General features: G+C 64.6%; 20 protein-coding genes. 6 read left to right on the top strand and 14 right to left on the bottom strand.

Annotated elements, in window-relative coordinates:
- The first annotated feature begins 3 nt into the window (after positions 1-3).
- The 3 genes from AC07Y9_RS04580 to AC07Y9_RS04590 all read left to right on the top strand — a co-directional run bounded on the left by AC07Y9_RS04580 (position 4) and on the right by AC07Y9_RS04590 (position 3,023).
- Positions 4-633, top strand: a complete 630-nt coding sequence (locus tag AC07Y9_RS04580) for a glutathione S-transferase family protein (RefSeq protein WP_102678964.1) — start codon at positions 4-6, stop codon at positions 631-633.
- Positions 634-922: 289 nt separating this feature from the next.
- A complete protein-coding gene (locus AC07Y9_RS04585) occupies positions 923-2,344 on the top strand; it encodes an MFS transporter (protein WP_102678965.1) in 1,422 nt (473 codons plus the stop codon).
- 169 nt (positions 2,345-2,513) lie between these two features.
- Positions 2,514-3,023, top strand: a complete 510-nt coding sequence (locus tag AC07Y9_RS04590) for a hypothetical protein (RefSeq protein ID WP_102678966.1) — start codon at positions 2,514-2,516, stop codon at positions 3,021-3,023.
- Positions 3,024-3,089: 66 nt separating this feature from the next.
- Here the strand turns inward: AC07Y9_RS04590 and AC07Y9_RS04595 are convergent, their stop codons facing one another.
- Positions 3,090-3,962, bottom strand: coding sequence for a LysR family transcriptional regulator (locus AC07Y9_RS04595; protein WP_102678967.1), 873 nt, complete (start codon positions 3,960-3,962; stop codon positions 3,090-3,092).
- A 96-nt stretch (positions 3,963-4,058) separates the two neighbouring features.
- Between AC07Y9_RS04595 and gstA the strand changes: the two genes are divergently transcribed.
- A complete protein-coding gene (gstA, locus tag AC07Y9_RS04600) occupies positions 4,059-4,664 on the top strand; it encodes a glutathione transferase GstA (RefSeq protein ID WP_102678968.1) in 606 nt (201 codons plus the stop codon).
- Between the two features lie 156 nt (positions 4,665-4,820).
- Here the strand turns inward: gstA and AC07Y9_RS04605 are convergent, their stop codons facing one another.
- The 9 genes from AC07Y9_RS04605 to AC07Y9_RS04645 form a co-directional block, all read right to left on the bottom strand.
- The gene (locus AC07Y9_RS04605; protein ID WP_102678969.1) at positions 4,821-6,299 is read right to left on the bottom strand and encodes an HAL/PAL/TAL family ammonia-lyase; all 1,479 of its coding nucleotides are present in this window, start codon (positions 6,297-6,299) and stop codon (positions 4,821-4,823) included.
- Positions 6,296-7,300, bottom strand: coding sequence for an ornithine cyclodeaminase family protein (locus AC07Y9_RS04610; RefSeq protein WP_102678970.1), 1,005 nt, complete (start codon positions 7,298-7,300; stop codon positions 6,296-6,298). The genes AC07Y9_RS04605 and AC07Y9_RS04610 overlap by 4 nt, the downstream gene beginning before the upstream one ends.
- Positions 7,301-7,305: 5 nt before the next feature.
- The gene (locus tag AC07Y9_RS04615; protein ID WP_102678971.1) at positions 7,306-8,235 is read right to left on the bottom strand and encodes an aliphatic sulfonate ABC transporter substrate-binding protein; all 930 of its coding nucleotides are present in this window, start codon (positions 8,233-8,235) and stop codon (positions 7,306-7,308) included.
- Between the two features lie 166 nt (positions 8,236-8,401).
- Complete coding sequence (locus AC07Y9_RS04620; RefSeq protein WP_102678972.1) at positions 8,402-9,415, bottom strand: ABC transporter substrate-binding protein; 1,014 nt, start codon at positions 9,413-9,415, stop codon at positions 8,402-8,404.
- Positions 9,416-9,504: 89 nt separating this feature from the next.
- Entirely contained in the window at positions 9,505-12,159 is a 2,655-nt protein-coding gene (locus AC07Y9_RS04625) for a TonB-dependent receptor plug domain-containing protein (protein WP_102678973.1), read from the bottom strand.
- A gap of 226 nt (positions 12,160-12,385) precedes the next feature.
- Positions 12,386-13,345, bottom strand: a complete 960-nt coding sequence (locus AC07Y9_RS04630; RefSeq protein ID WP_102678974.1) for a FecR domain-containing protein — start codon at positions 13,343-13,345, stop codon at positions 12,386-12,388.
- Position 13,346: 1 nt separating this feature from the next.
- Positions 13,347-13,862 (bottom strand): sigma-70 family RNA polymerase sigma factor, encoded by a 516-nt coding sequence (locus AC07Y9_RS04635; protein ID WP_007925101.1) that lies wholly within the window; start codon positions 13,860-13,862, stop codon positions 13,347-13,349.
- Positions 13,863-14,038: 176 nt separating this feature from the next.
- Complete coding sequence (locus tag AC07Y9_RS04640; protein ID WP_102678975.1) at positions 14,039-14,830, bottom strand: phosphate/phosphite/phosphonate ABC transporter substrate-binding protein; 792 nt, start codon at positions 14,828-14,830, stop codon at positions 14,039-14,041.
- Between the two features lie 22 nt (positions 14,831-14,852).
- Entirely contained in the window at positions 14,853-15,797 is a 945-nt protein-coding gene (locus tag AC07Y9_RS04645; protein ID WP_102678976.1) for a fatty acid desaturase, read from the bottom strand.
- Between the two features lie 365 nt (positions 15,798-16,162).
- Here AC07Y9_RS04645 and AC07Y9_RS04650 point away from each other — a divergent pair, with 365 nt between their 5' ends.
- On the top strand, positions 16,163-16,600 hold the full coding sequence (locus AC07Y9_RS04650; RefSeq protein WP_102678977.1) for a GNAT family N-acetyltransferase: 438 nt from the start codon (positions 16,163-16,165) through the stop codon (positions 16,598-16,600).
- An 84-nt stretch (positions 16,601-16,684) separates the two neighbouring features.
- On the opposite strand, the gene def is transcribed toward AC07Y9_RS04650, so the two are convergent.
- The 3 genes from def to AC07Y9_RS04665 all read right to left on the bottom strand — a co-directional run bounded on the left by def (position 16,685) and on the right by AC07Y9_RS04665 (position 18,539).
- Positions 16,685-17,224 carry a peptide deformylase gene (gene def / locus AC07Y9_RS04655; RefSeq protein WP_102678978.1) on the bottom strand — a complete coding sequence of 180 codons (540 nt, stop codon included), beginning with the start codon at positions 17,222-17,224 and terminating at the stop codon, positions 16,685-16,687.
- 2 nt (positions 17,225-17,226) lie between these two features.
- Positions 17,227-18,174, bottom strand: coding sequence for a YihY/virulence factor BrkB family protein (locus AC07Y9_RS04660; RefSeq protein ID WP_007925094.1), 948 nt, complete (start codon positions 18,172-18,174; stop codon positions 17,227-17,229).
- A gap of 173 nt (positions 18,175-18,347) precedes the next feature.
- On the bottom strand, positions 18,348-18,539 hold the full coding sequence (locus tag AC07Y9_RS04665; protein ID WP_053262347.1) for a CsbD family protein: 192 nt from the start codon (positions 18,537-18,539) through the stop codon (positions 18,348-18,350).
- Between the two features lie 227 nt (positions 18,540-18,766).
- Here AC07Y9_RS04665 and AC07Y9_RS04670 point away from each other — a divergent pair, with 227 nt between their 5' ends.
- Positions 18,767-19,144 (top strand): hypothetical protein, encoded by a 378-nt coding sequence (locus tag AC07Y9_RS04670; protein ID WP_007925090.1) that lies wholly within the window; start codon positions 18,767-18,769, stop codon positions 19,142-19,144.
- Positions 19,145-19,309: 165 nt separating this feature from the next.
- Here the strand turns inward: AC07Y9_RS04670 and fadD1 are convergent, their stop codons facing one another.
- The gene (fadD1, locus tag AC07Y9_RS04675) at positions 19,310-20,998 is read right to left on the bottom strand and encodes a long-chain-fatty-acid--CoA ligase FadD1 (protein ID WP_102678979.1); all 1,689 of its coding nucleotides are present in this window, start codon (positions 20,996-20,998) and stop codon (positions 19,310-19,312) included.
- Between the last annotated feature and the right edge of the window lie 350 nt (positions 20,999-21,348).

Genomic DNA, 21,348 nt, shown 5'->3' on the forward strand with positions numbered 1-21,348 from the left:
TGCATGGGAACCCTGAGAATTCTCGGTAAAGCCTCGTCGATCAACGTCCGAAAAGTGCTGTGGACCTGCGAGGAACTGGGCCTGCCCTACGAACGCGAGGATTGGGGCAGCGGCTTCCAATCGACCCACACACCGGAGTTTCTCAGGCTCAACCCCAACGCCCAGGTGCCGGTACTGGTCGATGACGCTGGCGCGCTGTGGGAATCCAACAGTATTTGCCGGTACCTGACCGGCAAGGTCGCCGGGCAACGGCTGCTGCCCGGCGAGCCTCGGGCCCGGGCGCTGGTGGAGCAATGGATGGACTGGCAGGCCACGGAGCTCAATCCGGCGTGGAGCTACGCCTTCGTCGCCCTGGTCCGGCAGAACCCGGACTTTCAGGACCCACAGCGGATCGCCGCCGGCCTTCGCGGCTGGAACGCCAAGATGGCCCTGCTCGAGCAGCAACTGGCGAGCAGCGGCGACTATGTGCCCGGCGAGCAGTTCAGCCTGGCCGATATCGTCCTAGGGCTATCGGTGCATCGCTGGATGATGACGCCCATGGAGCGCCCCGACTTCCCCGCCATCGCCGCCTATTACGCACGGCTCAGCGAACGCCCGGCCTTCCTGCTGCATGGACGCAATGGCATTCCCTGAATCGTCTTTTTCTTCTGCAGGAGCGAGGCTTGCCCGCGATAAGGCCATGACAGGCGCCACCCAACTCGATCCCTGAATCGGTGTTGCGATCAAGGGCGCTTTCGCGGGCAAGCCTCGCTCCTACGGAAGCTGGATGCCGCTTCGGCTGCAGCAGCGGCATAAAACCGCAAGATGTAACGAAATACGACAATAAATCAGCGCACAGCCCGACTTCCGAGACCGCATTCACAATCATTGATTTCCGTTAGCCAGCTAAGATTCCTCTTCACCGAAACCTGGAATCCCGCCCATGTCGTCCCTCGCCCCCACTGTCGCCACCGACGGCCTCGACCCGGTCCGCGCCGCCAATATCTCCGCCCGCATCGATCGCCTGCCCGCCGTCGCCACGGTCTGGCGCCTGGTGGCGCTGCTGTCGATTGGCGGTTTCTTCGAGCTGTATGACCTGTTCCAGACCGCCTATATCAGCCCCGGCCTGATCCGCGACGGGATCTTCGCCACCGGCAGCCAGGGCGTGTTCGGTTTTTCCGACCAGGCGGCCTTCGCCTCGGCGACCTTTCTCGGCCTGTTCCTCGGCGCCAGCCTGCTGAGCCCGATCGCCGACCGCTTCGGGCGCCGGGCGATCTTCACCTTCGCCCTGATCTGGTACACCGTGGCCACGGTGCTGATGGGCGTGCAGACCTCGGCCGTGGGGATCATCGGCATGCGTTTCCTGGTGGGCATCGGCCTGGGCATCGAGTTGGTGACCATCGACGCCTACCTCTCCGAGCTGGTGCCCAAGCACATGCGCAGCTCGGCCTTCGCCTTTGCCTTTTTCGTGCAGTTTCTCTCGGTGCCGGCGGTGGCGCTGATGTCCTGGTGGCTGGTGCCGCAGGACCCGTTCGGCATCGCCGGCTGGCGCTGGGTGGTGTTGGCCAGCGCGGTGTTCGCGCTGTTTATCTGGTGGTTGCGTTCACGCCTGCCCGAGTCGCCGCGCTGGCTGGCCCAGCATGGGCGCTTCGCCGAGGCCGAGCGGATCATGGACGACATCGAGGCGCGCTGCGCCAAGGACCACGGCAAGCCGCTGGACACCCCACAACCCGAATCCCTTGGTGTCCAGGGCTCGGGGCGTTTCACCGATATCTGGCAACCGCCCTATCGGCGCCGGGCACTGATGCTGATCGTGTTCCATGTGTTCCAGGCCATCGGTTTCTTCGGTTTCGGCAACTGGCTGCCGGCGCTGCTCTCGGGCCAGGGCGTGAGCGTCACCCACAGCCTGATGTACGCCTTTATCATCACCCTCGCCTATCCGCTGGGGCCGCTGCTGTTCGTCAAGTTCGCCAACCGCTTCGAGAACAAGTGGCAGATCGTCGGCTCGGCCCTCGGCGCCATGACCTTCGGCACCCTGTTCGCCTGGCAGAGCACGGCCCTGGGGCTGATCGTCTGCGGGGTGCTGATCACCTTCTGCAACGCCTGGCTGAGCTTCAGTTACCACTCCTATCAAAGCGAGCTGTTCCCCACCAATATCCGCGCCCGGGCGGTGGGTTTCTGCTACTCGTTCAGCCGCCTGTCGACGGTGTTCAGCAGCCTGCTGATCGGTTTTTTCCTCGACCGCTTCGGCACGCCCGGGGTCCTGGCGTTCATTGTCGGCAGCATGCTGATCGTGATGTTCACCATCGGCCGTTTCGGCCCGCGTACCCGCAACCTGGCCCTGGAGAACATCGCCCAGCGTTGACCGGTCGCCGCTGGCCGCAAGCGGCAAGGCTTGTCCGCCGCGCGCCGCCAGCCTTGCCGGGTAATCGGCGCAACACCCTGGCAAAGAGCCCCGTCCCAGGATCCTCCAGCGCGGCGGCATGCAAATTGCTGCGCAGCCTTCGACAGCCCTTACATACAGGTACCCAATCATGTTGGTCAGTGCCCAGAAAACCACGGCGATCCAGCCCTCCCAGCGGTCCGACATGGACCCGAGCACCGCGGCCGCCAGCGCGCTGTACAGCGGTTTGATGCAGAACGTGCAGAACACCGCGACCCTGCAAGCGTCTCAGGCCGTGCAGCAGGCCAGCAACACGGTCAGCGACAATGTCGCCGCGGCCTTCGCCAAGACCCGCGTGCTGTTGCAGGCCACCCCGCCGACCGCCAGTACCGCGCAGGCCAACAGCGCCACCCAGAGCTCGGCCCTGGATGAGTTCAAGGACTACATGAGCAAGTCCCCTGAGCAGCGCATGCGCGACCGCATCCTCGACGAGATGGGCATTACCGAAGAAGACCTGAAAAACATGCCGCCGGAGAAACAGCAGGCGGTGGCTCAGGAAATTGCCCAGCGGGTCCAGGACAAACTGAAACTGGCGCAAGTCGAGAAGGACGCCAGCGGCATCGAGAAGCAAGTCACCGACAAGTTCCTCGCGGCGCTTTAAAAGCGGCCAGCCGAAACAGGGTTCCCTACGGGAACCCTTTTTATGAGTCGACTTGAGCGGCTGCGCTCAGCCCTGGGCCAGCATATCGAGCAAGGCCCGCAGCGCCGGCGACGGTTCGCTGCCCTCGGCCAGCACCAGGGCAAAGGTGCGCGGGATCGGCTCGCTCAATGGCAGTACGCACAAACCGTGGCGTTGCTCCGGCAAGGTCATCTGCGGCACCAGGGTCACCCCCACTTGCTCGCGAACCAGGGTGAAGGCGCTGCTCCACTCCCGCACCTCGACCCGCACATCCGCCAGCTCCAGGCCGGCACCCGCCGCCAGGCTGCGGGCATTCACCGAACAGCCGCCGGTGGCCAGCACGAAGGGTTGGCTCACCAGTTCCTGCAAGGTCACCCCCTGCTCCTGACCGCGGCGCGCCAGGGCATGCCCCGCCGGCAGCACCGCCACCCAGGCATCGCGCCCCAGCAGGCCGACACTGCGCTCGGGCGCAGGGTTGAGCAGCACCCCGACATCGATCAAGCGCGCCTCGAGCAAGGCCTCGACCTCGTCGTCGCTGACCTCCAGCGCCACCACCTGGATGCCCGGATACAACTGCTTGAAACGGCGCAGCAAGGGCGGCAGGAAAGTCGCCAGCACCATGGGGAAACTCGCCAGGCGAATGGTGCCGCGCTGAATGTCCCGGCAGGCGTCCGCGGTGTCGCGGATGTTCTGCAACGCCGCGAGCATCAGCCGCGCCTGTTCCACCACCTGTTCGCCAATGGCGGTGGGCAGGGCCTGGCGGTTCTCCCGGGTGAACAGCTGCACGCCCAGGTTGTCTTCGAGCAGCGCCAGGGCCTGGCTGGCGCCGGACTGGGTCATGCCGACCCGCTCGGCGGCGCGGGTGATGTTGCCGGTATCCGCCACGGCCACCAGCATGCGCCAGTGCATCAGGTTCATCATGGCAGTAGCTGTCCTTATGGGGTTTTTCTGAAAGATTAATTTTACTGAGAGCAGCGCGGACTATGACACTGATCTCCCCCTTCTGGAGAGCCCTCGATGAACCTGTATTTCTCGCCCCACGCCTGCTCGCTGGCCCCGCATATCGTGCTGCGCGAACTGGCCCTGCCGTTCACCCTGGTCCGGGTCGACAACCGCAACAAGACCACGGCCGATGGCGGCGACTTCCTGGCGATCAACCCCAAGGGCTATGTAGCGGCGCTGGAACTGGACGACGGCCAGGTGCTGACCGAAGGCCCGGCGATCCTGCAATACCTGGCCGACCTCAAGCCGCAGGCGGGCCTGGCACCGGCCAATGGCAGCTGGCAACGGGTGCGGTTGCAGGAGATGCTCAACTTCGTCTCCAGCGAGATCCATGGCGGCCTCGGCTGGCTGTTCAACCCTGAGTTTCCCGAAGCGACCCAGGCGCTGATCCGGCAGAAACTGTTCAAGCGCCTGGCGCTGCTGGACCGCACGCTGGAGCAGCAGAGTTACCTGCTGGGCGAATCCTTCGGTGTCGCCGACGCCTACCTGTTCACCGTGCTGCGCTGGACCGCCGGCTTCGCCATCGACCTGGAACAGTGGCCGGCGCTGGCAGGCTTCCAGGCGCGAATCGCCCAGCGCGAAACGGTGCAAGCGGCACTGGCGGCCGAGATTGTTCTGTAGGAGCGGCCGGTCGACGCTCGATTGCCCGCGTCGCCAGCAAGCTTCTGTAGGAGCGAGCGGGCGGCGATCCGACTTGCCCGCGAAAGCGGTGCCCCTGACACACCGCACCGCCCGCATCGCCAGCAAGCTTGGCTCCTACAGAAGCCGCTCGCCTGCTCAGCCCAGCCCTCCCCGTTGAATAAATTCAGTCAGGGCCAGCACATCCACCGAGCCCGGCCGATCCTGATCGAGAAACGCCACCTGGCTGCGCACCGCGCGGTGGATGCGGGCGCTGCCAACACCCAGCTGCAAGGGTCCGCGCAGGTCGATGGCCTGGGCCGCGACTATCAGCTCAATACTCGCCAGCCAGGCCAGGCGCTGGGTCAGTTGCCGGGTTTTCTCGATCACCGCCAGGGCCTGGCCGGCGTAGTCTTCGACCCGATCGGCCACCGGCACGCAGACCGCCGGCAGCGGATTGGCCAGATGGCCGATCTCCGCCAGCAGCGCCGCGGCACTGCGTTGCAAGGCGGCCATGCCGACATGCCCGGGCCGCTCGATGAGAAAGCGCGGCAGCTCGCTGGACGCTGGTGACAGCAGCTTGGCGATACGCTCGGCGCAACAGGCCGCGACCCGGCTCAAAGCCAACCCCAGGCCTTCCCCGGCCAGTGCCAGGTGCGTGCTGTCGAAATTGGCGGTGGCCAGGACCTGGCGCTGCTCGTCGATCAATGCCGGGTTGTCGGCGCCGCTGGCCAGCTCCAGTTGCAGATGTTCGCGCAGTTGCGCCCAGGCCTGTCGCGCCGCGCCCTGCACCACGCCGGCACAGCGAAAGCTCAAGGGATCCTGCAAGCGCCGGGCGCTGCCGGGCTGATGCAACTGGCCGCCCTCCAGCAACTCCAGCAACGCCGCCGATTGCTCGGCCTGGCCCGCCGCCGGCCGCAAGCGCGACGCCCAGGGCTGGAAGGGGCTGAGGTTGGCCCGATAGCCTTCGCAGGACAGCGTCAGCGCCGCCAGCAGACTGTCCAGGGCCTGGTCGGCCTCGGCCAGCAACAAGGCCCCCAGGCCAATGCTCGCGGCATTCGCCGAGACCAGCGCCAGACCGTCCTTGTCCACCAGCCACGCCGGTTGCAGGCCACTGCGCTGCAAGGCTTGCCGCGCCGGCAACCGCTCGCCGCGCCAGCGCACCCAACCTTCGCCGATCAGCGCCAGGCTCAGGTGCGCCAATGGCGCCAGGTCGCTTCCCCCCAGGGAGCCAAGCAACGGCACCTCGGGTTCGATCCCGGCGTTGAGCAAGGCCAGCAGGCTGTCGGCGCTGGCCAGGGAAATACCCGAGCGGCCCTGGGCCAGCCCGGCCAGGCGCGCGGCAATCATCGCCCGCAGTTCAGGCCGCGTGGCCAGGCGCCCGAGGCCCACGGCCCGGCCCAGGGGAATGCGCCGTTGCAGGTCGTCATCGGGCTGGGTCAGGGCCACATCCACCGCCGCGCCCAGGCCGGTGGTCACGCCGTAGATGGCGTCGCCCGCGGCCATCCGTTCCCGCAACAGCCCATGGCCGGCGGCGATCCGTTGCCGGGCGGCCGGGGTCAATTGCAGCGCCGCCTCCTCGCGGGCAACGCGCAGCAGATCGGTCAGCGCCAGGCCTTCCGGGCCCAGGCCGATCATGCGAATCGCAGCCGCTGACCGATGCCCAGGCGCCGGGCTTTTTGCAGCAGGGCGTGGCCCAGGGCGATATCGCTGAGGCTCAGGCCACGGTGCCAGAACAGGATGTTCTCCTCGGCGTGCTGCCGGCCGCTGCGCTGGCCCGCGACTATCTGCCCGAGTTCGGCGTGCAGGGTCTGCTCACTGAGTTTGCCGGCCTCGACATGGGCCCGCAGCGAACCGAACAGGCCGCCCTTGCACTGGCCCCAATCGTCCACCACCAGCTTGTCCATGATGTCGGTCAACGACAGCTCCACCGCACTCATGGTGCCGTAGGGCACGACAAAGGCGCCGGGCTTGATCCATTCGGTGCGCAGCAAAGGTTCGGGCTGGTTCAGCCGCGAGGCCTCGACCACGATGTCCGCGCCGCGCACCGCACTCTCCCAGTCGTGGGTGACGATCACCGGCTTACCCAGGTCGCGGCGCAGGCGTTCGGCAAAGGCCTCGCGGCTGTCTTCGCGACGCGAGTGCACGCGGATTTCCTCGAAGCCGAACAGGTGGTCCAGCAGCCGCACATTCCAGTACGCCGTGCCGCGGGCGCCGATATGCGCCAGCACCTTGCTGTCCGGGCGCGCCAGGTACTTGGCGCCGATGGCGGTGATCGCGCCGGTGCGCATATCGGTGATCGCCGAGGCGTCGAGGATCGCCTGGGGCACGCCGGTGGCCGGGTCCAGCAGGTTGAGGATCGCCAGTTCCGAGGGCAGACCCTGGCGGTAGTTGTCGACGAAGTCGCCCACCACCTTGACCCCGGCGTGGCCAATGTCGCCCCCCAGCACCCCGCGCAGCACGTTGAAATGACCGTTGATTGCCCCCCCGGGAATCAGGTGGGTGCGCGGCTCGATCACCGCCTCGCCACGGCCCTGGAGCGCCAGGCCGGCTTCGATGGCGGCGAGGATTTCGTCGTTGCTCAGGGCCAGCTCGGCGATGTCCAGGCCGTTGAGAAAATCGATATAGATAGGTTGCATGGACCTCACTCGCTCTTGAACACAATCTGCTCGATCCGCACGGCTTTAGGGATCAAGTGGTTGGCGAGAAACAGGTCGGCGGTGCGCTGCTGGCTGGCCACGACCCGGGCATCGATGCCCTGCAGCGGCGAGCGCGAACGATGGCTGAAGTAGCTTTCCACCACCGGTCGTTGCAGGCCGAGGATGCGCGCCATGCTGTCGATGCTGGCGTCGCGCTGGTCGAAGGACAGCTGCTGGGCCGCGCCGAAGGCCTTGAGGATGGGGGCGACGGCAGCGCCGTGCTGGCGCACGAAGGCACCACTGGCGATGTAGAAGCTGCCGCCGGAATCCAGGCCCTGGCCATCGCTGAGCAGGCGTGCGCTGCCGTCGAGCAGGGCCGCCGAATAGTAAGGGTCCCAGATCACCCAGGCGTCCAGCTTGCCCTGCTCGAACGCCGCGCGGGCGTCGGCCGGCGACAGGTAAACCAGGTTCAGGTCACTGAGTTTCAGCCCGGCGCGCTGCAGGCTCTTGAGGAAAAAATTGTGCGCGCTGGAGCCCTTGAGCAACGCCACCCGCTTGCCCTTGAGGTCGGCCAGGCTCTGCGCCTGGCTGTTCCTCGGTAGCAGGATGGCTTCGGTCTTGCCGTCGCTGGGCTCGACGCCGATGTACTGCAGGTCGATCCCCGCGGCCTGGGCGAAGATCGGCGGGATGTCGCCGATATTGCCCACATCCACGCTGCCGCCATTCAGCGCCTCGATCAGCTGTGGGCCGCCGGGGAATTCGATCCATTGCACCTGGGTGCCCGGCAAGGCTTTCTCCAGCAACTGGTGCTCGCGGGCCAGGACCATGCTCACCGAACTTTTCTGATAGCCGATACGCAATTGCCCAGGCTCGGCGGCCAGGGCCAGCGAAGCGCAGAGCGTGAGACACAGGGTGACGATAAAACCTTTGAACATCGGTGACTCCCAAACCAATTAAAAACACAGCCCCCTGTAGGAGCGAGCTTGCTCGCGAAAGCGGTCTCCCTGGCACTGCGTGGTGGCCGCATCGCCAGTAAGCCTGGCTCCTACAGAAGCCAGAAATGCCGCCGGCCAATGCAGGCAGGCCGCAAGCGGGATCGGCTTACAGCGCGGCGCTGACGCGGCTGGCGACTTCGCTCGGCACCCAGCCTTGCCAGACCTGCGGCTGCTCGCGCAGGAAGGCCTCGGCGACCTGGCGCGGTGGCTGGCGGGTTTCGCTCATCCGGCCCAGGGTGCGGTTCAGCAGGTCGATCGGCAGGTCGACCTTTTCAAAGAAACTCACCAGCTCCGGATACTGCGCCTTGAACGGCGCGGACACGCCGATGGCCAGGTGCGCCGGCATCGACCGGGTGCCCCGCGGATGGGGGTTGTTGGCATCGGCCAGGGTCTTCCAGGCTTCGGCATCGAAGGCCGGTTCTTCCAGCTTCACCAGCTTGAACTTGCCCAGCAGCGGCGTCGGCGACCAGTAGTAGAACAGCACCGGTTTGCCACGGCGGATCGACGAGCTGACCTCGGCATCCAGGGCCGCGCCGGAACCGGTGCGGAAGTTCACGAAGCTGTCGCTCAGCCCATAGGCCTTGAGTTTCTGGCTGTTGACGATTTCCGAGGTCCAGCCGGTGGGGCTGTTGAGAAAGCGCCCACGGCCCGGGTCTTCCGGATCGCGGAACACCTCCTTGTAGCGCGCCAGGTCGGCCACCGATTTCAGCTCCGGCGCCAACGGCTTGATACCGCGCGCGGCGTCGCCCTTGATCACGTATTCCGGCACCCACCAGCCTTCGGTGGCGCCCTTGACCGTGTCGCCCAGGCCGAACACCTTGCCCTCGGCTTCGGCCTTGACCCAGGCCGGACTGCGCCCGGCCCACTCTTCGCCGATCACCTGGATATCGTTCTTGGCCAGCGCCGCTTCGAGGCTGACGGTGCTGCCGGGCAGGGTCTCGGTCGGATAGCCGTAGCCCTTCTCGACGATCAGCCGCAGCACCTCGGTGATCAGGCTGCCGCTTTCCCAGGTGATGTCGCCGAAGTGGATCGGCGCCGCCCGGTCCGCCGCCGGTGCCTGCTGGGCCAGCAGGCTGAAGGTCAGCAGCGAGGTGCCGAGCAGGTGTTTGATGATCTTCATGGTGAGCCTCTTGCTGGTTGTTCGTGGGTTTCAAGACCGCCGGGAAGGTCCTGCGGTCCTTGGCGCAGCCTTCGGCAGCGGCTACAGGGTTAAAAGTCGTAGCTGAGCCTGGTGTAATAGAACGCCCCCTCCGGCGCCGACGGCGACAGGTAGCTGTACTGCTGCCCCGGGGTCTGGCGCAGGCGGCTGTTGAAGTCGTCGGGCTTACTGTCGAACAGGTTGTTGGCGCCCACCGACAGGCGCAGTTGCCGGGTGAAGGCGTAGTTGACGTCCAGGTCGGTGTTCCACTGCGCGGAGAAGGTCTGGTCGTACTGCGCGTTGGCCGCCGACGCCGCGTATTTGCGGTACTCGCCGTAGCGGGTCTCGGACAGCGCGATGGTCCAGGGGCCGTAGCGATGGGTCGCCCCCAGCACCAGCTTGTCTTCGGGGTAGCCATGTTCGAGGAAGCCCTGGGCTTCGCGGGTCAGCACGTCGAAGCCGAACGGGTTGGAATGGATCTTCTCGATGGTGGTGCGCGCCTTGGTGTAGCCGGCCGACAGGCTCAGGGCGCCGTAGCGTTGCAGGTCGAGGTTGTACTTGCCGACGATGTCGACGCCGCGGGTGCGGGTGTCGGCGGCGTTGGTCATGAACTGCGCCCAGGTGTACTGGCCGAACCCGGCCTCGCTGAGAATCCGCTCGGCGTCCGGCCCGGAAATCCCGCCGCTGTAGAGCAGGCGGTCGCGGATGGAGATCTGGTAGGCGTCGATGGTCAGCGACGCCTGCTCGCTCGGCCGCAGCACCAGGCCCAGGGAATAGTTGGTGGATTTCTCCGGCTTCAGCGACTGCGCGCCCAGGGCGCGGGCTGCCGGGTGGTCGGCCGGGAGCATGCGAGTCAGCACCGGGTTGCCGTTGATATCGACGTTGGTGGTGGTGGTCCAGGAAGTGCCGATCTGCCCCAGGGTCGGCGCGCGATAGGCGTTGTTGACCGTGGCCCGCAGGCCTACCTGCGGGGTGAAGTCGTAGCGCGCCGAGAGCTTGCCGGTGGTGGCCGAGCCGAAGTCGGAATAGTGCTCGGTGCGCCCGGCAAGGCCGAGCTGGAACTTGTCGGTGACCTGGTTTTCCAGGCCGAAATACACCCCGCCGACATGCCGCTTGTAGGTCCCGGCATCGTCCGGGGTCAGGCCGGACGCTTGCACCGCGCCGACCTGCACGCCGTCGATGCCGCCGAAGGAATAGGAGGCATAGTCGCCCTCCTCCAGCCGGTACTGCTCGTCGCGATAGGCCACCCCCGCCGAGACGGTGAGCGGATGCTCCGACCAGGCGACGTCCAGGTCCTTGGCGTAATCCAGGGTCAGGTTGGTCTGTTCGTTGACCAGCGTCGCCACGTCGAACTTGGTCGGGCTGTTGGCGCCGTAACTCGGGTTGACCGTGTTGAAGGCCAGTTCGTCATGCTTGTCGCGGCCGTAGGTGGCGCTGAGGTCAAAGCGCCCGATGCGCTCATCCTCGTAGCGGCTGCCCACGGTCAGCGCGCCATCCTCATAGCGGTAGCGGTACTTGGGAATGGTGCCGTTGGGGTAGATCGAGGCGACGTTGTTGGGGTTGCTGGCCAGCAGCGGCGGCGTGTTATTGACCGACTTGTCCTGGCCGAAGGTGGCAAAGCTGTAGAGCCGCCATTGATCGCTGAGGCCAACTTCGGCGTTGGCCGCCAGGTTGTATTTGTCGCGACTGGCGCCGCCCCAGCGCGGGTCCTGCAACTGGCCGCCAGCTTCGTATTTGTCGCCGATGTCGGTGGGTTTGTTGTTCAGGCCGTTGAAGCTCAGGGTCAGGAAACCATCCCCCGGCAGGCCCAGGCCATACCAGCCGTCGGCGCTCTTGCTGAAGCCGTCGCCCTGGGCGTATTGGCCTAGCTGGGTGTTGAGCTGGCCGCCGCTGTCGCGTTCCTTGAGCACGATATTGACCACCCCGGCCACCGCGTCGGAACCGTACTGCGCCGAGGCGCCGTCACGCAGCACTTCGACATGGTCGATGGCGCTGATGGGGATCATGTCCAGGTCCACCGGCTGCGCGCCAATGAACGGCACGCCGCCGGAGATGTTGACCACCGCCGAGGCATGCCGGCGCTTGCCGTTGATCAGCACCAGGGTCTGGTCCGGCGACAGCCCGCGCAGGGAAGCGCCCTTGGGGTTCTGCCCGCGGGTGGCGCTCTGGTTCTGCGGAAAGTTGAACGATGGCAGCAGTTGGAACAGCGCCTGGTTGAGGCTGGTGGCGCCGGTCTGCACCAGCTCTTCGCTGTTGATCACGTCCACCGGCGCCGCGCTGGTCAGGGCCGTGGCGTCGCTGCGCCGGGTGCCGATGGCCACCACCCGGTCGAGGGTCGGCGCCGCGGCTTCGCTGGCCTGGGCCTTGGTCCTGCTGCCAGCCGAGCTCGCCGGTTGCGGGCCTTCCTTGATGATGAACGCGCCATCCGGGCTGACTTGCAGTTGCAGGCCGGTGCCGCGCAAGGCGGCCGCCACCGCCTGCTCGGCGGACAACGAACCGTCGACCGTGGCCGACGAGTAATTGCCCAGCTGCGGGGTAAAGGAAATCACCTGGCCGCTTTGCCGGCTGATGCTCAGCAGCACCTCGTCCAGCGGACCGGGTGCCAGGTGATATTGCTGCCGGGCGGCTTCGGCCCCCTGGGCGCCCGTGAAAAACACCGCGGCCAAGGGGCCGATGGCCAAGGCCAGGCGCGAACGACGCTGCACGGTTGTGGATATAGGCAACATGACTCTCTCCCCCAAAAGCATCCAACAACGCTGCTCCCCGCAGCGTTTACGGGAGTGATGTGCAACGGCCGGGGGAAAACTTGCAGATCGTTTGGTTATGGCCTTAGAACCACCGCAAGCGGCGCAGGCCAGTGCTTCTGCTGGAGAGCAGCTTGCGCGATGCCGCCAACGCGGTGGGCCAGGGAAACCGCCATCGCGGGCCAGCCTCGCGCCTACAGAAGCAGGTTCAGGTGGCACTCAGGGTCACCCACAGCTCGGTATGGCGGGTGACGCGGATCGGCAGGGTGCGGGCCAGGCTGTCGAGGATCTGTTGCGGGTTGTCCAGACGGAACAGGCCACTGACCCGCAACCCGGCGATGGCCGGATCCAGGCGCAACACCCCGCGTCGATACGGGCGCAGTGCCTCGACCACCTCCGACAGCGGCGTGTCGCGCAGCTCCAGCAAGCCGTCGACCCAGGCCGTGGCACTGCCACGGCTCGGGCGCACCGGGCCGAAATGCAAGGCGTCGTAGGCCACCTCATGGCCGCCGGGCAATTGCAGGCGCTCGCCACCGCCCGCGGCGATGTCCAAGGGGCCGTTGAGGGCCGTGGCATGCCCCTGGCCATCGCGTTCGCGCACCAATAAGCGGTTGCCCGTGGCCTGGATCCGCGCCTGCGCGGTGTGGATGAAAAACGGTCGGGCCGGATCGCTGGCCAGGTTCAGCAGCACTTCGCCGTCCAGCAAATGCACTACCCGACGCTGGCGATCGAAATCGATGTTCGCCGCGCTCCGGGCATTCAGGCGCAACTCGCTGCCGTCCGGCAGGGTCAGCGACTGGCGCTGGCCGGTGCCGGTGTGCAGGTCCGCGGTCAGCTCGGCCAAAGGCAGGCCACGCTGGCTGACCAGCGCACCGGCGCCCAGGACCACCCCGGCGCCGAGCAAGGCCCGCTGCAGCACCTTGCGCCGACTGCTCGGCACGTTCAGCGCCCGCTGCAACAGCTCGCCATCGACGCCCTGGGCAATCGGCACCTGGAACACCCCAAGGCGGGTTTCCAGCTGGCGACACAGCTGCTCGTGCCGCGGATCCGCGTCGCGCCAGCACTGGTAGGCACGACGCTCGGCCTCGCTGGCCTGCCCCGAATTCATCAGCACCCACCAGCGGGTGGCATCGTCGATCAGTTGTTCCCGACTCGGTTCGCAGCTCATGTCATTCCAGGCTCAGGCGCAGACAGCGCTGGGCGGCCCGGGTCATGTAGTCGCTGACCGAACGTTGCGAAATGCCCAGTTGCTCGGCGATCTGCGGGTAGGTCAGGCCGTTGACCTGGGACAGCAGGAAGGTCGCCCTGACCTTGGCCGGCAGGCCGTCGAGCAGGCGGTCGATGGCTTCTAGCGCCTCAAGCATCTGCGCCAGGTCCTGGGGCGAGGGCTGCACGGTTTCCTCGTCATGCTGCAAGGCATCGAGGTAGGCCCGCTCCAGGTCGCGGCGGCGCCACAGCTGGTACACCAGGCGCTGCGAAATGGTGGTCAGCAGGGCCCGTGGCTGACGGATCGGCAGTACTTCGGGCCTGCTCAACAGCTGGACGAAGGTATCGGCGGCAATGTCTTCGGCGCTGGCATCCAGGGAGTGGTGCAGGTGGTAACGCAGGCGGCTGCACAGCCAGTCGTAATGACTGCGGAACAGGCCGCCCACATAGTCGCTGTGAGTGGTGTCGGCGCCGGACATAGTGGCTCCAATGAAGAAGGTTGCGCGGTATGTCCGGTGTTCCGGTGCGGCGATCCTAACAAGGAAGGCTTATTCTTTAATAATATTTAAATTTCATTTTTATAGAATTTTATGGAATTAAAAGAAAGGCCGCGCCTGATGCCTTTTTACCGGCCAAGCCGCCCTCCTGGGACGCATCAACGTAGCCGCGCGTAACCCAGTTCTTCAGCTTCGCGCTGATAGTCGAGCAGGATCTGGTAGTCCGCCTCGGTGGCCGGCAGCACCTCGCGCAGGCCGAGGGCTTCGGCCACGGCGGGCAGTGCCAGCAGCGCCTGGTTCATCGCCGCGCGAATGCCTTCGGCCCGTTCCTCGCCAAGGCCGGCCACCCCGATATAGGGCAGGGTCGGGCTGAAGGCGCTGCGGGCGATCACCCGCAGGCCGGCCACCTCCTCCTCGGCATAACGCGCCAGGTAGGCGAAGGTCACGCTGTCGATGGCGGCCAGGTCGGCCTGCCCTTCGCGCAGCCAGCGCAGGCTCTCCCGGTGGCTGCCGCTGATGCCGACACTGGCGAAAAACCGGCCGTCGCGCTGCAGTGGCGCGAGGCGCTGGCGCAGCAGGTTCATGCCGCTGTTGGAGTCTTCGCCATTGATCACCCCGCGACTGCCCCGCAGGGCCTGCAAGGTCCGGCGCGGGTCGTCGTCGCGACCGAGCAGCAGGCTGCAATGATTGCCGGCGGTACTGTCCGGCAGTTCGTAACGCGGCCGGCCGATGACCCGGACCTGGCCGCGCAGAGCGGTCATCAGCGGGTAACCGCAGGTCTGGGTCAGCAGCAGGCGCGGCGACAGCCACAGCTGCATCAGGTCCAGTTCCCGGGCATCGAGCCGGTCACCTTCGAGACGCTGCAGGATCGCCGCCAGCCACTGCTCATTGGCCTGGCGCACCGGCTCGGGGGCGACGTACATCAGAAGTTCGGCATAACAAGCGGTCATGGTTCAGGCTCTTCGGGCACGACTACAGGGCGAAGGGATGTTCCGGACTGTCGATCGGCTTGAGGGCATGGCGCCGCAACAGCTCGCCATAACCTTGCACCACAAAGCCGCCGCTGCGCGCCTGCCATTGTTCGCGGCGCTGCCGATAGGCCCGTGGCAGGCAATACCACGGCAACCCGGGCAAATCATGGTGCACCAGGTGCAGGTTGAGGTGCAGGAACAGCCAGCTCCAGGGCCACGCCGCTTCGTTGAGCACCGTGCGCTGCTCCACCCGGGCATGGGGACGGTGTTCGTAGTAGGAGCGGACCATCGCCACCGACAGCGCCGGCACGCTCACCAGCAGCAGGTAATGCCAGACCGGCAACACACTGTAGCGGGCAATAAAGGCCAGCATCAGCAGGGTCAGCGCACCATGGGTCAGCCACATCAGCCAGGCCTGGCGTTGCCCCTGGCGCAGGCGCGCCCCTTCCTCCCGCGCCAGCGCCAGCAAGGCCAGGGGCGCGCCGAGCAGCAGCCGCCCCAGCAAGGTCTTGTTCAACCAGTGCAGGCCCTGCTCGAACAGCGAACGGCTGTGCCATTGCCGCTGGCCCAGGTAACGGCTCTCCGGGTCGCGACCGGGCAGGGTCAGGTCTTCGTCACGGTGATGCTGCAGGTGGCTGTCGCGGTACAGGGTATAGGGGTACCAGACGGCAAACGGCGCATAACCCAGCAGCTTGTTCAGCCACAGCCAGCGCGAGGGATGGCCGTGCAGCAGCTCATGCTGCACCGACAGCCACAGCACCAGGATCGGAATCAGCAACAAGGTACTGGGCCACAGCCCCATCAGCGGGCTGGCCAGCAGCACGGCGAACCAGCTGGCGCTGGTGCCGACCAGCAACAGCCAGGTGGGCCATTCGGTGCGAGCGCTGAAGCTCTGGCGCAGGGTGTCGATTTGTTCGCGGTGCAGCGGATCAAAGTAATGGGCCATGGCGCTACTCAGGACAGGGGCTGGCCGAGGGGCGAACCTTCGGCGTCTTGCTGTTCTGTGCAACGAGAAGGGGAAAACTTGCAGATCGATGGGTTATTTACTTAGAAGCAAAAACAAGGAAGCCCGCGGGGCGGGCTTCGCAGGGGATCAATGACCGAAAATATTGTGCTCGATCTTCTTGGCTTTCTTGTCCGCGCGCTTTTCATCGGCGGTCCGGCTGGGTTTTTTCTTCGCCGTCTTTTTGGCATTCATACCTTTGGACATGATGCACACTCCACTCGCAGGGGATCGTTCATCTGGTATACACCTATCCCGCGCACTTCGTACTTTTATAATCACCGCCCCGGCCCACCCTGCGAAAACCCATGCCCGACACCCAATACCTGCTGCTTGCCGACACCCTGCGACCGCTGCTGAACAAGTTCTATCGCGCCCACAACTCGCCAATGCGCGCGGCCGGCGAAGGGCAATCATGGGTGGCGAAACGGGGAGCAATCATTGCCGGGCTGAACCTCACGCCCATCGCCCAGGGCCACTGGCTGACCGGGCTGTTCGTCGACCCGGCCCATCGCGGCCAGGGCATTGCCACGATGCTGGTCGAACGGGCACGCGCGCAGCTGCCGGGGTCGCTGTGGCTGTTTTGTCATCCGGACCTGCAAGCCCTGTACGAACGCATGGGCTTTGCCGCCGCCCCCGCCCTGCCCCAGGCCCTGGCGGATCGCCTGGAGCGTTATCGCAGGAGCAAGAGCCTGATCGCCATGGGCATCGATCCTTTGGTCAGCTCGACCAGCGACAGGGTGTGATCGCGGGCCCTGGAGCGCGTGCCAGCCTCGGCGGCAAACCGGCCTCCGGCAGGTCCATGAAACCGACGCTTCTGGCTGTCTGTTTCAATCGTCGGCGTGGGGATCGAGGTCGGGGAACATCACCTCGGTAAAACCGAATTTGCTGAAGTCGCGGATCCGCGACGGGTACAGGCGGCCGATCAGGTGATCGCATTCGTGCTGCACCACCCGTGCGTGGAAACCCGAGGCCAGGCGCACGATCGGTTCGCCCCTGGGATCGACGCCTTCGTAGCGAATATGCTGATAACGCTCGACCGCGCCGCGCAGCCCCGGCACCGACAGGCAGCCTTCCCAGCCTTCTTCCAGCACCGGGCTCAAGGCCGTGATCAGCGGATTGATCAGGATGGTCTGCGGCACGGCCTCGGCTTGCGGGTAACGCTCGCTGTGCTCGAAACCGAAGATCACCAGTTGCAGGTCGACGCCGATCTGCGGCGCGGCCAGGCCGACCCCGCCGACGCTTTCCATGGTCTGGAACATGTCGTCGATCAGTTGCCACAGCTCGGGGCTGTCGAACATCTCGGGCGGCACCGGTGGCGCGATGCGCAGCAGGCGCTCGTCGCCCATTTTGAGGATTTCACGGATCATGATCAGACTTCGTCAGTGGTCGGCTTGAGCGAGTGGTCCCGGCCCAGTCCCGATACGTGTTGTTTGGGTTCGTCGTGCTCGCCGGGCACCCTTTCTCCAGGGTTCTTGCCGTCGGACGACATGTGCTCGATCGCCGCATTCATCTCGGCCCCCAGCAACAGCACCGCCGAGGAAATATAGAAGTACAGCAGCAGGACGATGATCGCTCCGATACTGCCATACATGGCGTTGTAGTTGGCAAAGGTCTTCACGTAGAAGGCGAAGCCCAACGAGGCGATGATCCACACCACCACCGCCAGCACCGAGCCCGGGGTGATGAAGCGGAACTCCTGCTTCACGTCGGGCATCACGTAGTAGATCAGCGCCACGGCGACCATCATCAGGATCACGATCACCGGCCAGCGCAGGATGGTCCAGACCGTGACGATAAAGTCTTCCAGGCCGACCTGCGCGGCGATCCAGCCCATCACCTGCGGCCCGAGCACCATCAAGGCCGCGGCCGCCAGGAGCATGCCGGCGATGCCGATGGTGTAGAAAATCGACAGCGGAAAACGTTTCCACAACGGGCGTTTTTCCACCACGTCATAAGCGGCGTTCATCGCGCTCATCATCAGCCGCACGCCGGCCGAGGCGGTATACAGGGCAATCACGATACCCACCGACAGCAGGCCGCCCTTGGATTGCTGCAACTGGTCGATCACCGGGTTGACCTGCTCCAGCGCCTGGGGCGGCAACACCAGTTCCGATTGCAGGCGCAACCAGGAGAAGAAGTCCGGCAGGTGCAGGAAACCGATCAAGGCGATCAGGAACAGGATGAAGGGGAACAACGAAAACAGCATCTGATAGGCCAGTGCCGAGGCGTAGGTCGACATTTCATCGTCGATGAACTCAGTGACCGTGCGCACCAGCACACGATGCAGGGGCAGGCCTTTCAAATTCGGCAAGAACATAGCGTCTCCTTTCGCCGCAAGAATTCAGGGTCGGTGGCGACTCAGGGGCCGTTTTGTACAACAAACTAGCCTAGTTTGGCGATTTTGAACCGTTTCGTCCTGTTTTGGTGCCATGGCCGATGTAAAAACGGCCATCCGCGGATGGCCGTCGTGTCGCAGTGCGAGCCAGTGAATCAGGCCTTGTCGATGGTCTTTTTCAACGCATCCTTGGCCTTGCCGAGGGCTTGCTGCGCTTCGCCTTTCTTTTCCTGAATCTTGCCTTCGGTTTCCAACCGATCGTTATCAGTCGCTTTGCCGACACCTTGCTTGATATGACCAACGGCCTCGTTGGCCAGGCCTTTTGCCTTGTCCGCTGTGCTGCCCATGGTGTTTCTCCGTAGATCCATAGATCCGTAGAACAATCGAGGGTTTGGGGTCCTGCCCTGAGGTTGACCCAAGGCCCTTGCGCGGAGTTTCAATTATTTTCAGCGGGGCATTTCATCGCCTTATTTGCCCGCCGCACGCAGGTTGCGCTTTATGTTTGGCGACCAACCCACGAGAATGCGCAACGTATTCAGGCACTGCGCTGAAGATCCAATCCCGTAGGAATGTTATGAAACTCGATAAAAAGCTGGCCATCGCCCGCCGGAACCAGGAACTGGGCGGTGCGGTGCTGGGCGTCAACAACTGCCACTTCGCGGAACTGAGCCGCAGCCGCAATATCTGGTGGTTCGATCTGCCGGTCGGCCGCCTGGCCATCGGGCAGTACGAATGGGTCCACCTGCTGCTGTACACCCCAAGCACCGACCAGTTGCTGCACCTGAAAGTGCCGACCCTGTTCCTGCGGGAGAAGCTCGAAGGCCTGGTGGTACGCAACGCCGGCAAGCGCAAGGCGGCCCTGAGCCTGGAACTGAGCGCCGACAAGGACTCGTTCCTCAAGGACGTACGCCCCGCCGGCACCGGCGTGAACTTCGCGCAGTTCCAGCAGTAAACAGGCCCTTGTAGGAGCGAGCTTGCTCGCGATTACGGTCTGTCAGCCATTGAGATGGCGACTGGAAGAACGCAATCGCGAGCAAGCTCGCTCCTACAGGGAATTGAGGCGATAGCGCCCAATAAAAAGCCCCGCGGATGCGGGGCTTTTTGTTTGCCTGGCGTGTTACTTCTTCACGCCCAGCTTCTTCAGCTCTTCGTCGCGCAATTCGCGACGCAGGATCTTGCCGACGTTGGTGGTCGGCAGCGCATCGCGGAACTCGACGGCCTTGGGCACCTTGTAGCCGGTGACGTTGGCGCGCATGTGCTCCATCACTTGCTCCTTGGTCAGGGTCACGCCCGGCTTGGCGACGATGAAGATCTTGATCGACTCGCCCGACTTCTCGTCCGGCACGCCGATCGCCGCGCACTGCAACACGCCCGGCAGGCCCGCCAGCACATCTTCCAGCTCGTTCGGATAAACGTTGAAACCGGACACCAGGATCATGTCTTTCTTGCGATCGACAATGCGGATGTAGCCATCAGGCTGGATCAGCGCGATATCACCGGTCTTCAGCCAGCCGTCGCTCATCACCTCGTCGGTGGCGTCCTGGCGCTGCCAGTAGCCCTTCATGACCTGCGGGCCCTTGACGCACAGCTCGCCGATTTCGCCCAGGGGCAGCTCGCTGCCAGCGTCGTCGATGATCCGGCACAGGGTCGACGGCACCGGGATGCCGATGGTGCCGATCTGGATGTTCTGGATCGGGTTGACGGTGGCCACCGGGCTGGTTTCGGTCATGCCGTAACCTTCGCAGATCGGGCAACCGGTCACGTCTTTCCAACGCTCGGCCGCCGCCAGTTGCAGCGCCATGCCGCCGGACAGGGTGACTTTCAGCGCCGAGAAATCCAGCTTGCGGAAGGCTTCGTTGTTGCACAGGGCGACGAACAGGGTATTGAGGCCGACAAAACCGCTGAACTTCCACTTCGACAGTTCCTTGACCATTGCCGGCAGGTCGCGCGGGTTGCTGATCAGGATGTTGTGGTTGCCGATCAGCATCATCGCCATGCAATGAAAGGTGAAGGCATAGATGTGGTACAGCGGCAGCGGGGTGATCAGGATCTCGCAACCCTCATTGAGGTTGGAGCCCATCAGCGCCTTGCACTGCAGCATGTTCGACACCAGGTTGCGGTGGGTCAGCATCGCGCCCTTGGCCACGCCGGTGGTGCCGCCGGTGTATTGCAGCACGGCGACATCGCTGCTGGCCGGGTTGGCGTCCTTGACCGGCTGGCCGTGGCCCTGGCTCAGCACGTCGTTGAACTTGACGGCCTTGGGCAGGTGATAGGCCGGCACCATCTTCTTCACGTACTTGATGACGCTGTTGATCAGCAGGCGCTTGAGCGGTGGCAGCAGGTCCGCCACTTCGGTGACGATCACATGCTTGACGCCAGTCTTGGGCACCACAGCTTCGGCCAGGTGCGCCATGTTGGCCAGGCAGACCAGGGCCTTGGCGCCGGAGTCGTTGAACTGGTGTTCCATTTCCCGCGCGGTGTACAGCGGGTTGGTGTTGACCACGATCAGGCCGGCGCGGATGGCGCCGAATACCGCGACCGGGTACTGCAGGACGTTGGGCAGTTGCACGGCGATTCGATCGCCGGGTTGCAAATCGGTATGCTGTTGCAGGTACGCGGCAAAAGCACCGGACAGTTCGTACAGCTCACCGTAGGTGAGTGTCTTGCCGAGGTTGCTAAAGGCCGGTTTGTTGGCAAAACGTTGGCAGGACTGCTTCAACACCGCCTGAATATTCGGATACTCGTCTGGATTGATATCGGCAGCAATCCCAGCTGGGTACTTATCCTTCCAAAAGTCTTGGATCATGGAAGCCCACTCCTCAGCAACGCGAATTCGTCAGCGCATTTGATGCGATTATTATTTGTGTGTGTTTTTTATTGATGTCTATTGTTGGTGAGTCTGGCTGTCTACATAGGCCGAGAAGTCACAAAGCGCGCCGAGAGTAGCAGCTTTGCCAAAGGCCGCCTAGAGCCAAAATCGGCCTAAACAGTCACTTTGGTGACTCAAGAATATTTAATGGTCACTTTTAGAGTAAAAATTCTATCTAGCCATGCAAGGCTCTGGAATGGGCTTTTCGTCTCTTCAAAAGCATCGCGAGCAAGCTCGCTCCTACAGAAAATGTACGGTTCCCTGTAGGAGCGAGCTTGCTCGCGATA

Source organism: Pseudomonas sp. GW456-L12, from assembly GCF_059424045.1.

Bases quoted from the DNA above. Each gene is read 5' to 3' on its own strand.
- AC07Y9_RS04665 (WP_053262347.1), bottom strand. From the start codon at position 18,539: ATGGGCAGCACAGCGGACAAGGCAAAAGGCCTGGCCAACGAGGCCGTT.
- AC07Y9_RS04645 (WP_102678976.1), bottom strand. From the start codon at position 15,797: ATGGCCCATTACTTTGATCCGCTGCACCGCGAACAAATCGACACCCTG.
- AC07Y9_RS04620 (WP_102678972.1), bottom strand. From the start codon at position 9,415: ATGAAGATCATCAAACACCTGCTCGGCACCTCGCTGCTGACCTTCAGC.
- AC07Y9_RS04615 (WP_102678971.1), bottom strand. From the start codon at position 8,235: ATGTTCAAAGGTTTTATCGTCACCCTGTGTCTCACGCTCTGCGCTTCG.
- AC07Y9_RS04610 (WP_102678970.1), bottom strand. From the start codon at position 7,300: ATGCAACCTATCTATATCGATTTTCTCAACGGCCTGGACATCGCCGAG.
- AC07Y9_RS04625 (WP_102678973.1), bottom strand. From the start codon at position 12,159: ATGTTGCCTATATCCACAACCGTGCAGCGTCGTTCGCGCCTGGCCTTG.
- AC07Y9_RS04660 (WP_007925094.1), bottom strand. From the start codon at position 18,174: ATGTTCTTGCCGAATTTGAAAGGCCTGCCCCTGCATCGTGTGCTGGTG.
- AC07Y9_RS04635 (WP_007925101.1), bottom strand. From the start codon at position 13,862: ATGTCCGGCGCCGACACCACTCACAGCGACTATGTGGGCGGCCTGTTC.
- def (WP_102678978.1), bottom strand. From the start codon at position 17,224: ATGATCCGTGAAATCCTCAAAATGGGCGACGAGCGCCTGCTGCGCATC.
- AC07Y9_RS04580 (WP_102678964.1), top strand. From the start codon at position 4: ATGGGAACCCTGAGAATTCTCGGTAAAGCCTCGTCGATCAACGTCCGA.
- AC07Y9_RS04605 (WP_102678969.1), bottom strand. From the start codon at position 6,299: ATGATCGGCCTGGGCCCGGAAGGCCTGGCGCTGACCGATCTGCTGCGC.
- AC07Y9_RS04650 (WP_102678977.1), top strand. From the start codon at position 16,163: ATGCCCGACACCCAATACCTGCTGCTTGCCGACACCCTGCGACCGCTG.
- AC07Y9_RS04630 (WP_102678974.1), bottom strand. From the start codon at position 13,345: ATGAGCTGCGAACCGAGTCGGGAACAACTGATCGACGATGCCACCCGC.
- AC07Y9_RS04595 (WP_102678967.1), bottom strand. From the start codon at position 3,962: ATGATGAACCTGATGCACTGGCGCATGCTGGTGGCCGTGGCGGATACC.
- AC07Y9_RS04670 (WP_007925090.1), top strand. From the start codon at position 18,767: ATGAAACTCGATAAAAAGCTGGCCATCGCCCGCCGGAACCAGGAACTG.
- gstA (WP_102678968.1), top strand. From the start codon at position 4,059: ATGAACCTGTATTTCTCGCCCCACGCCTGCTCGCTGGCCCCGCATATC.
- AC07Y9_RS04590 (WP_102678966.1), top strand. From the start codon at position 2,514: ATGTTGGTCAGTGCCCAGAAAACCACGGCGATCCAGCCCTCCCAGCGG.
- AC07Y9_RS04585 (WP_102678965.1), top strand. From the start codon at position 923: ATGTCGTCCCTCGCCCCCACTGTCGCCACCGACGGCCTCGACCCGGTC.
- fadD1 (WP_102678979.1), bottom strand. From the start codon at position 20,998: ATGATCCAAGACTTTTGGAAGGATAAGTACCCAGCTGGGATTGCTGCC.
- AC07Y9_RS04640 (WP_102678975.1), bottom strand. From the start codon at position 14,830: ATGACCGCTTGTTATGCCGAACTTCTGATGTACGTCGCCCCCGAGCCG.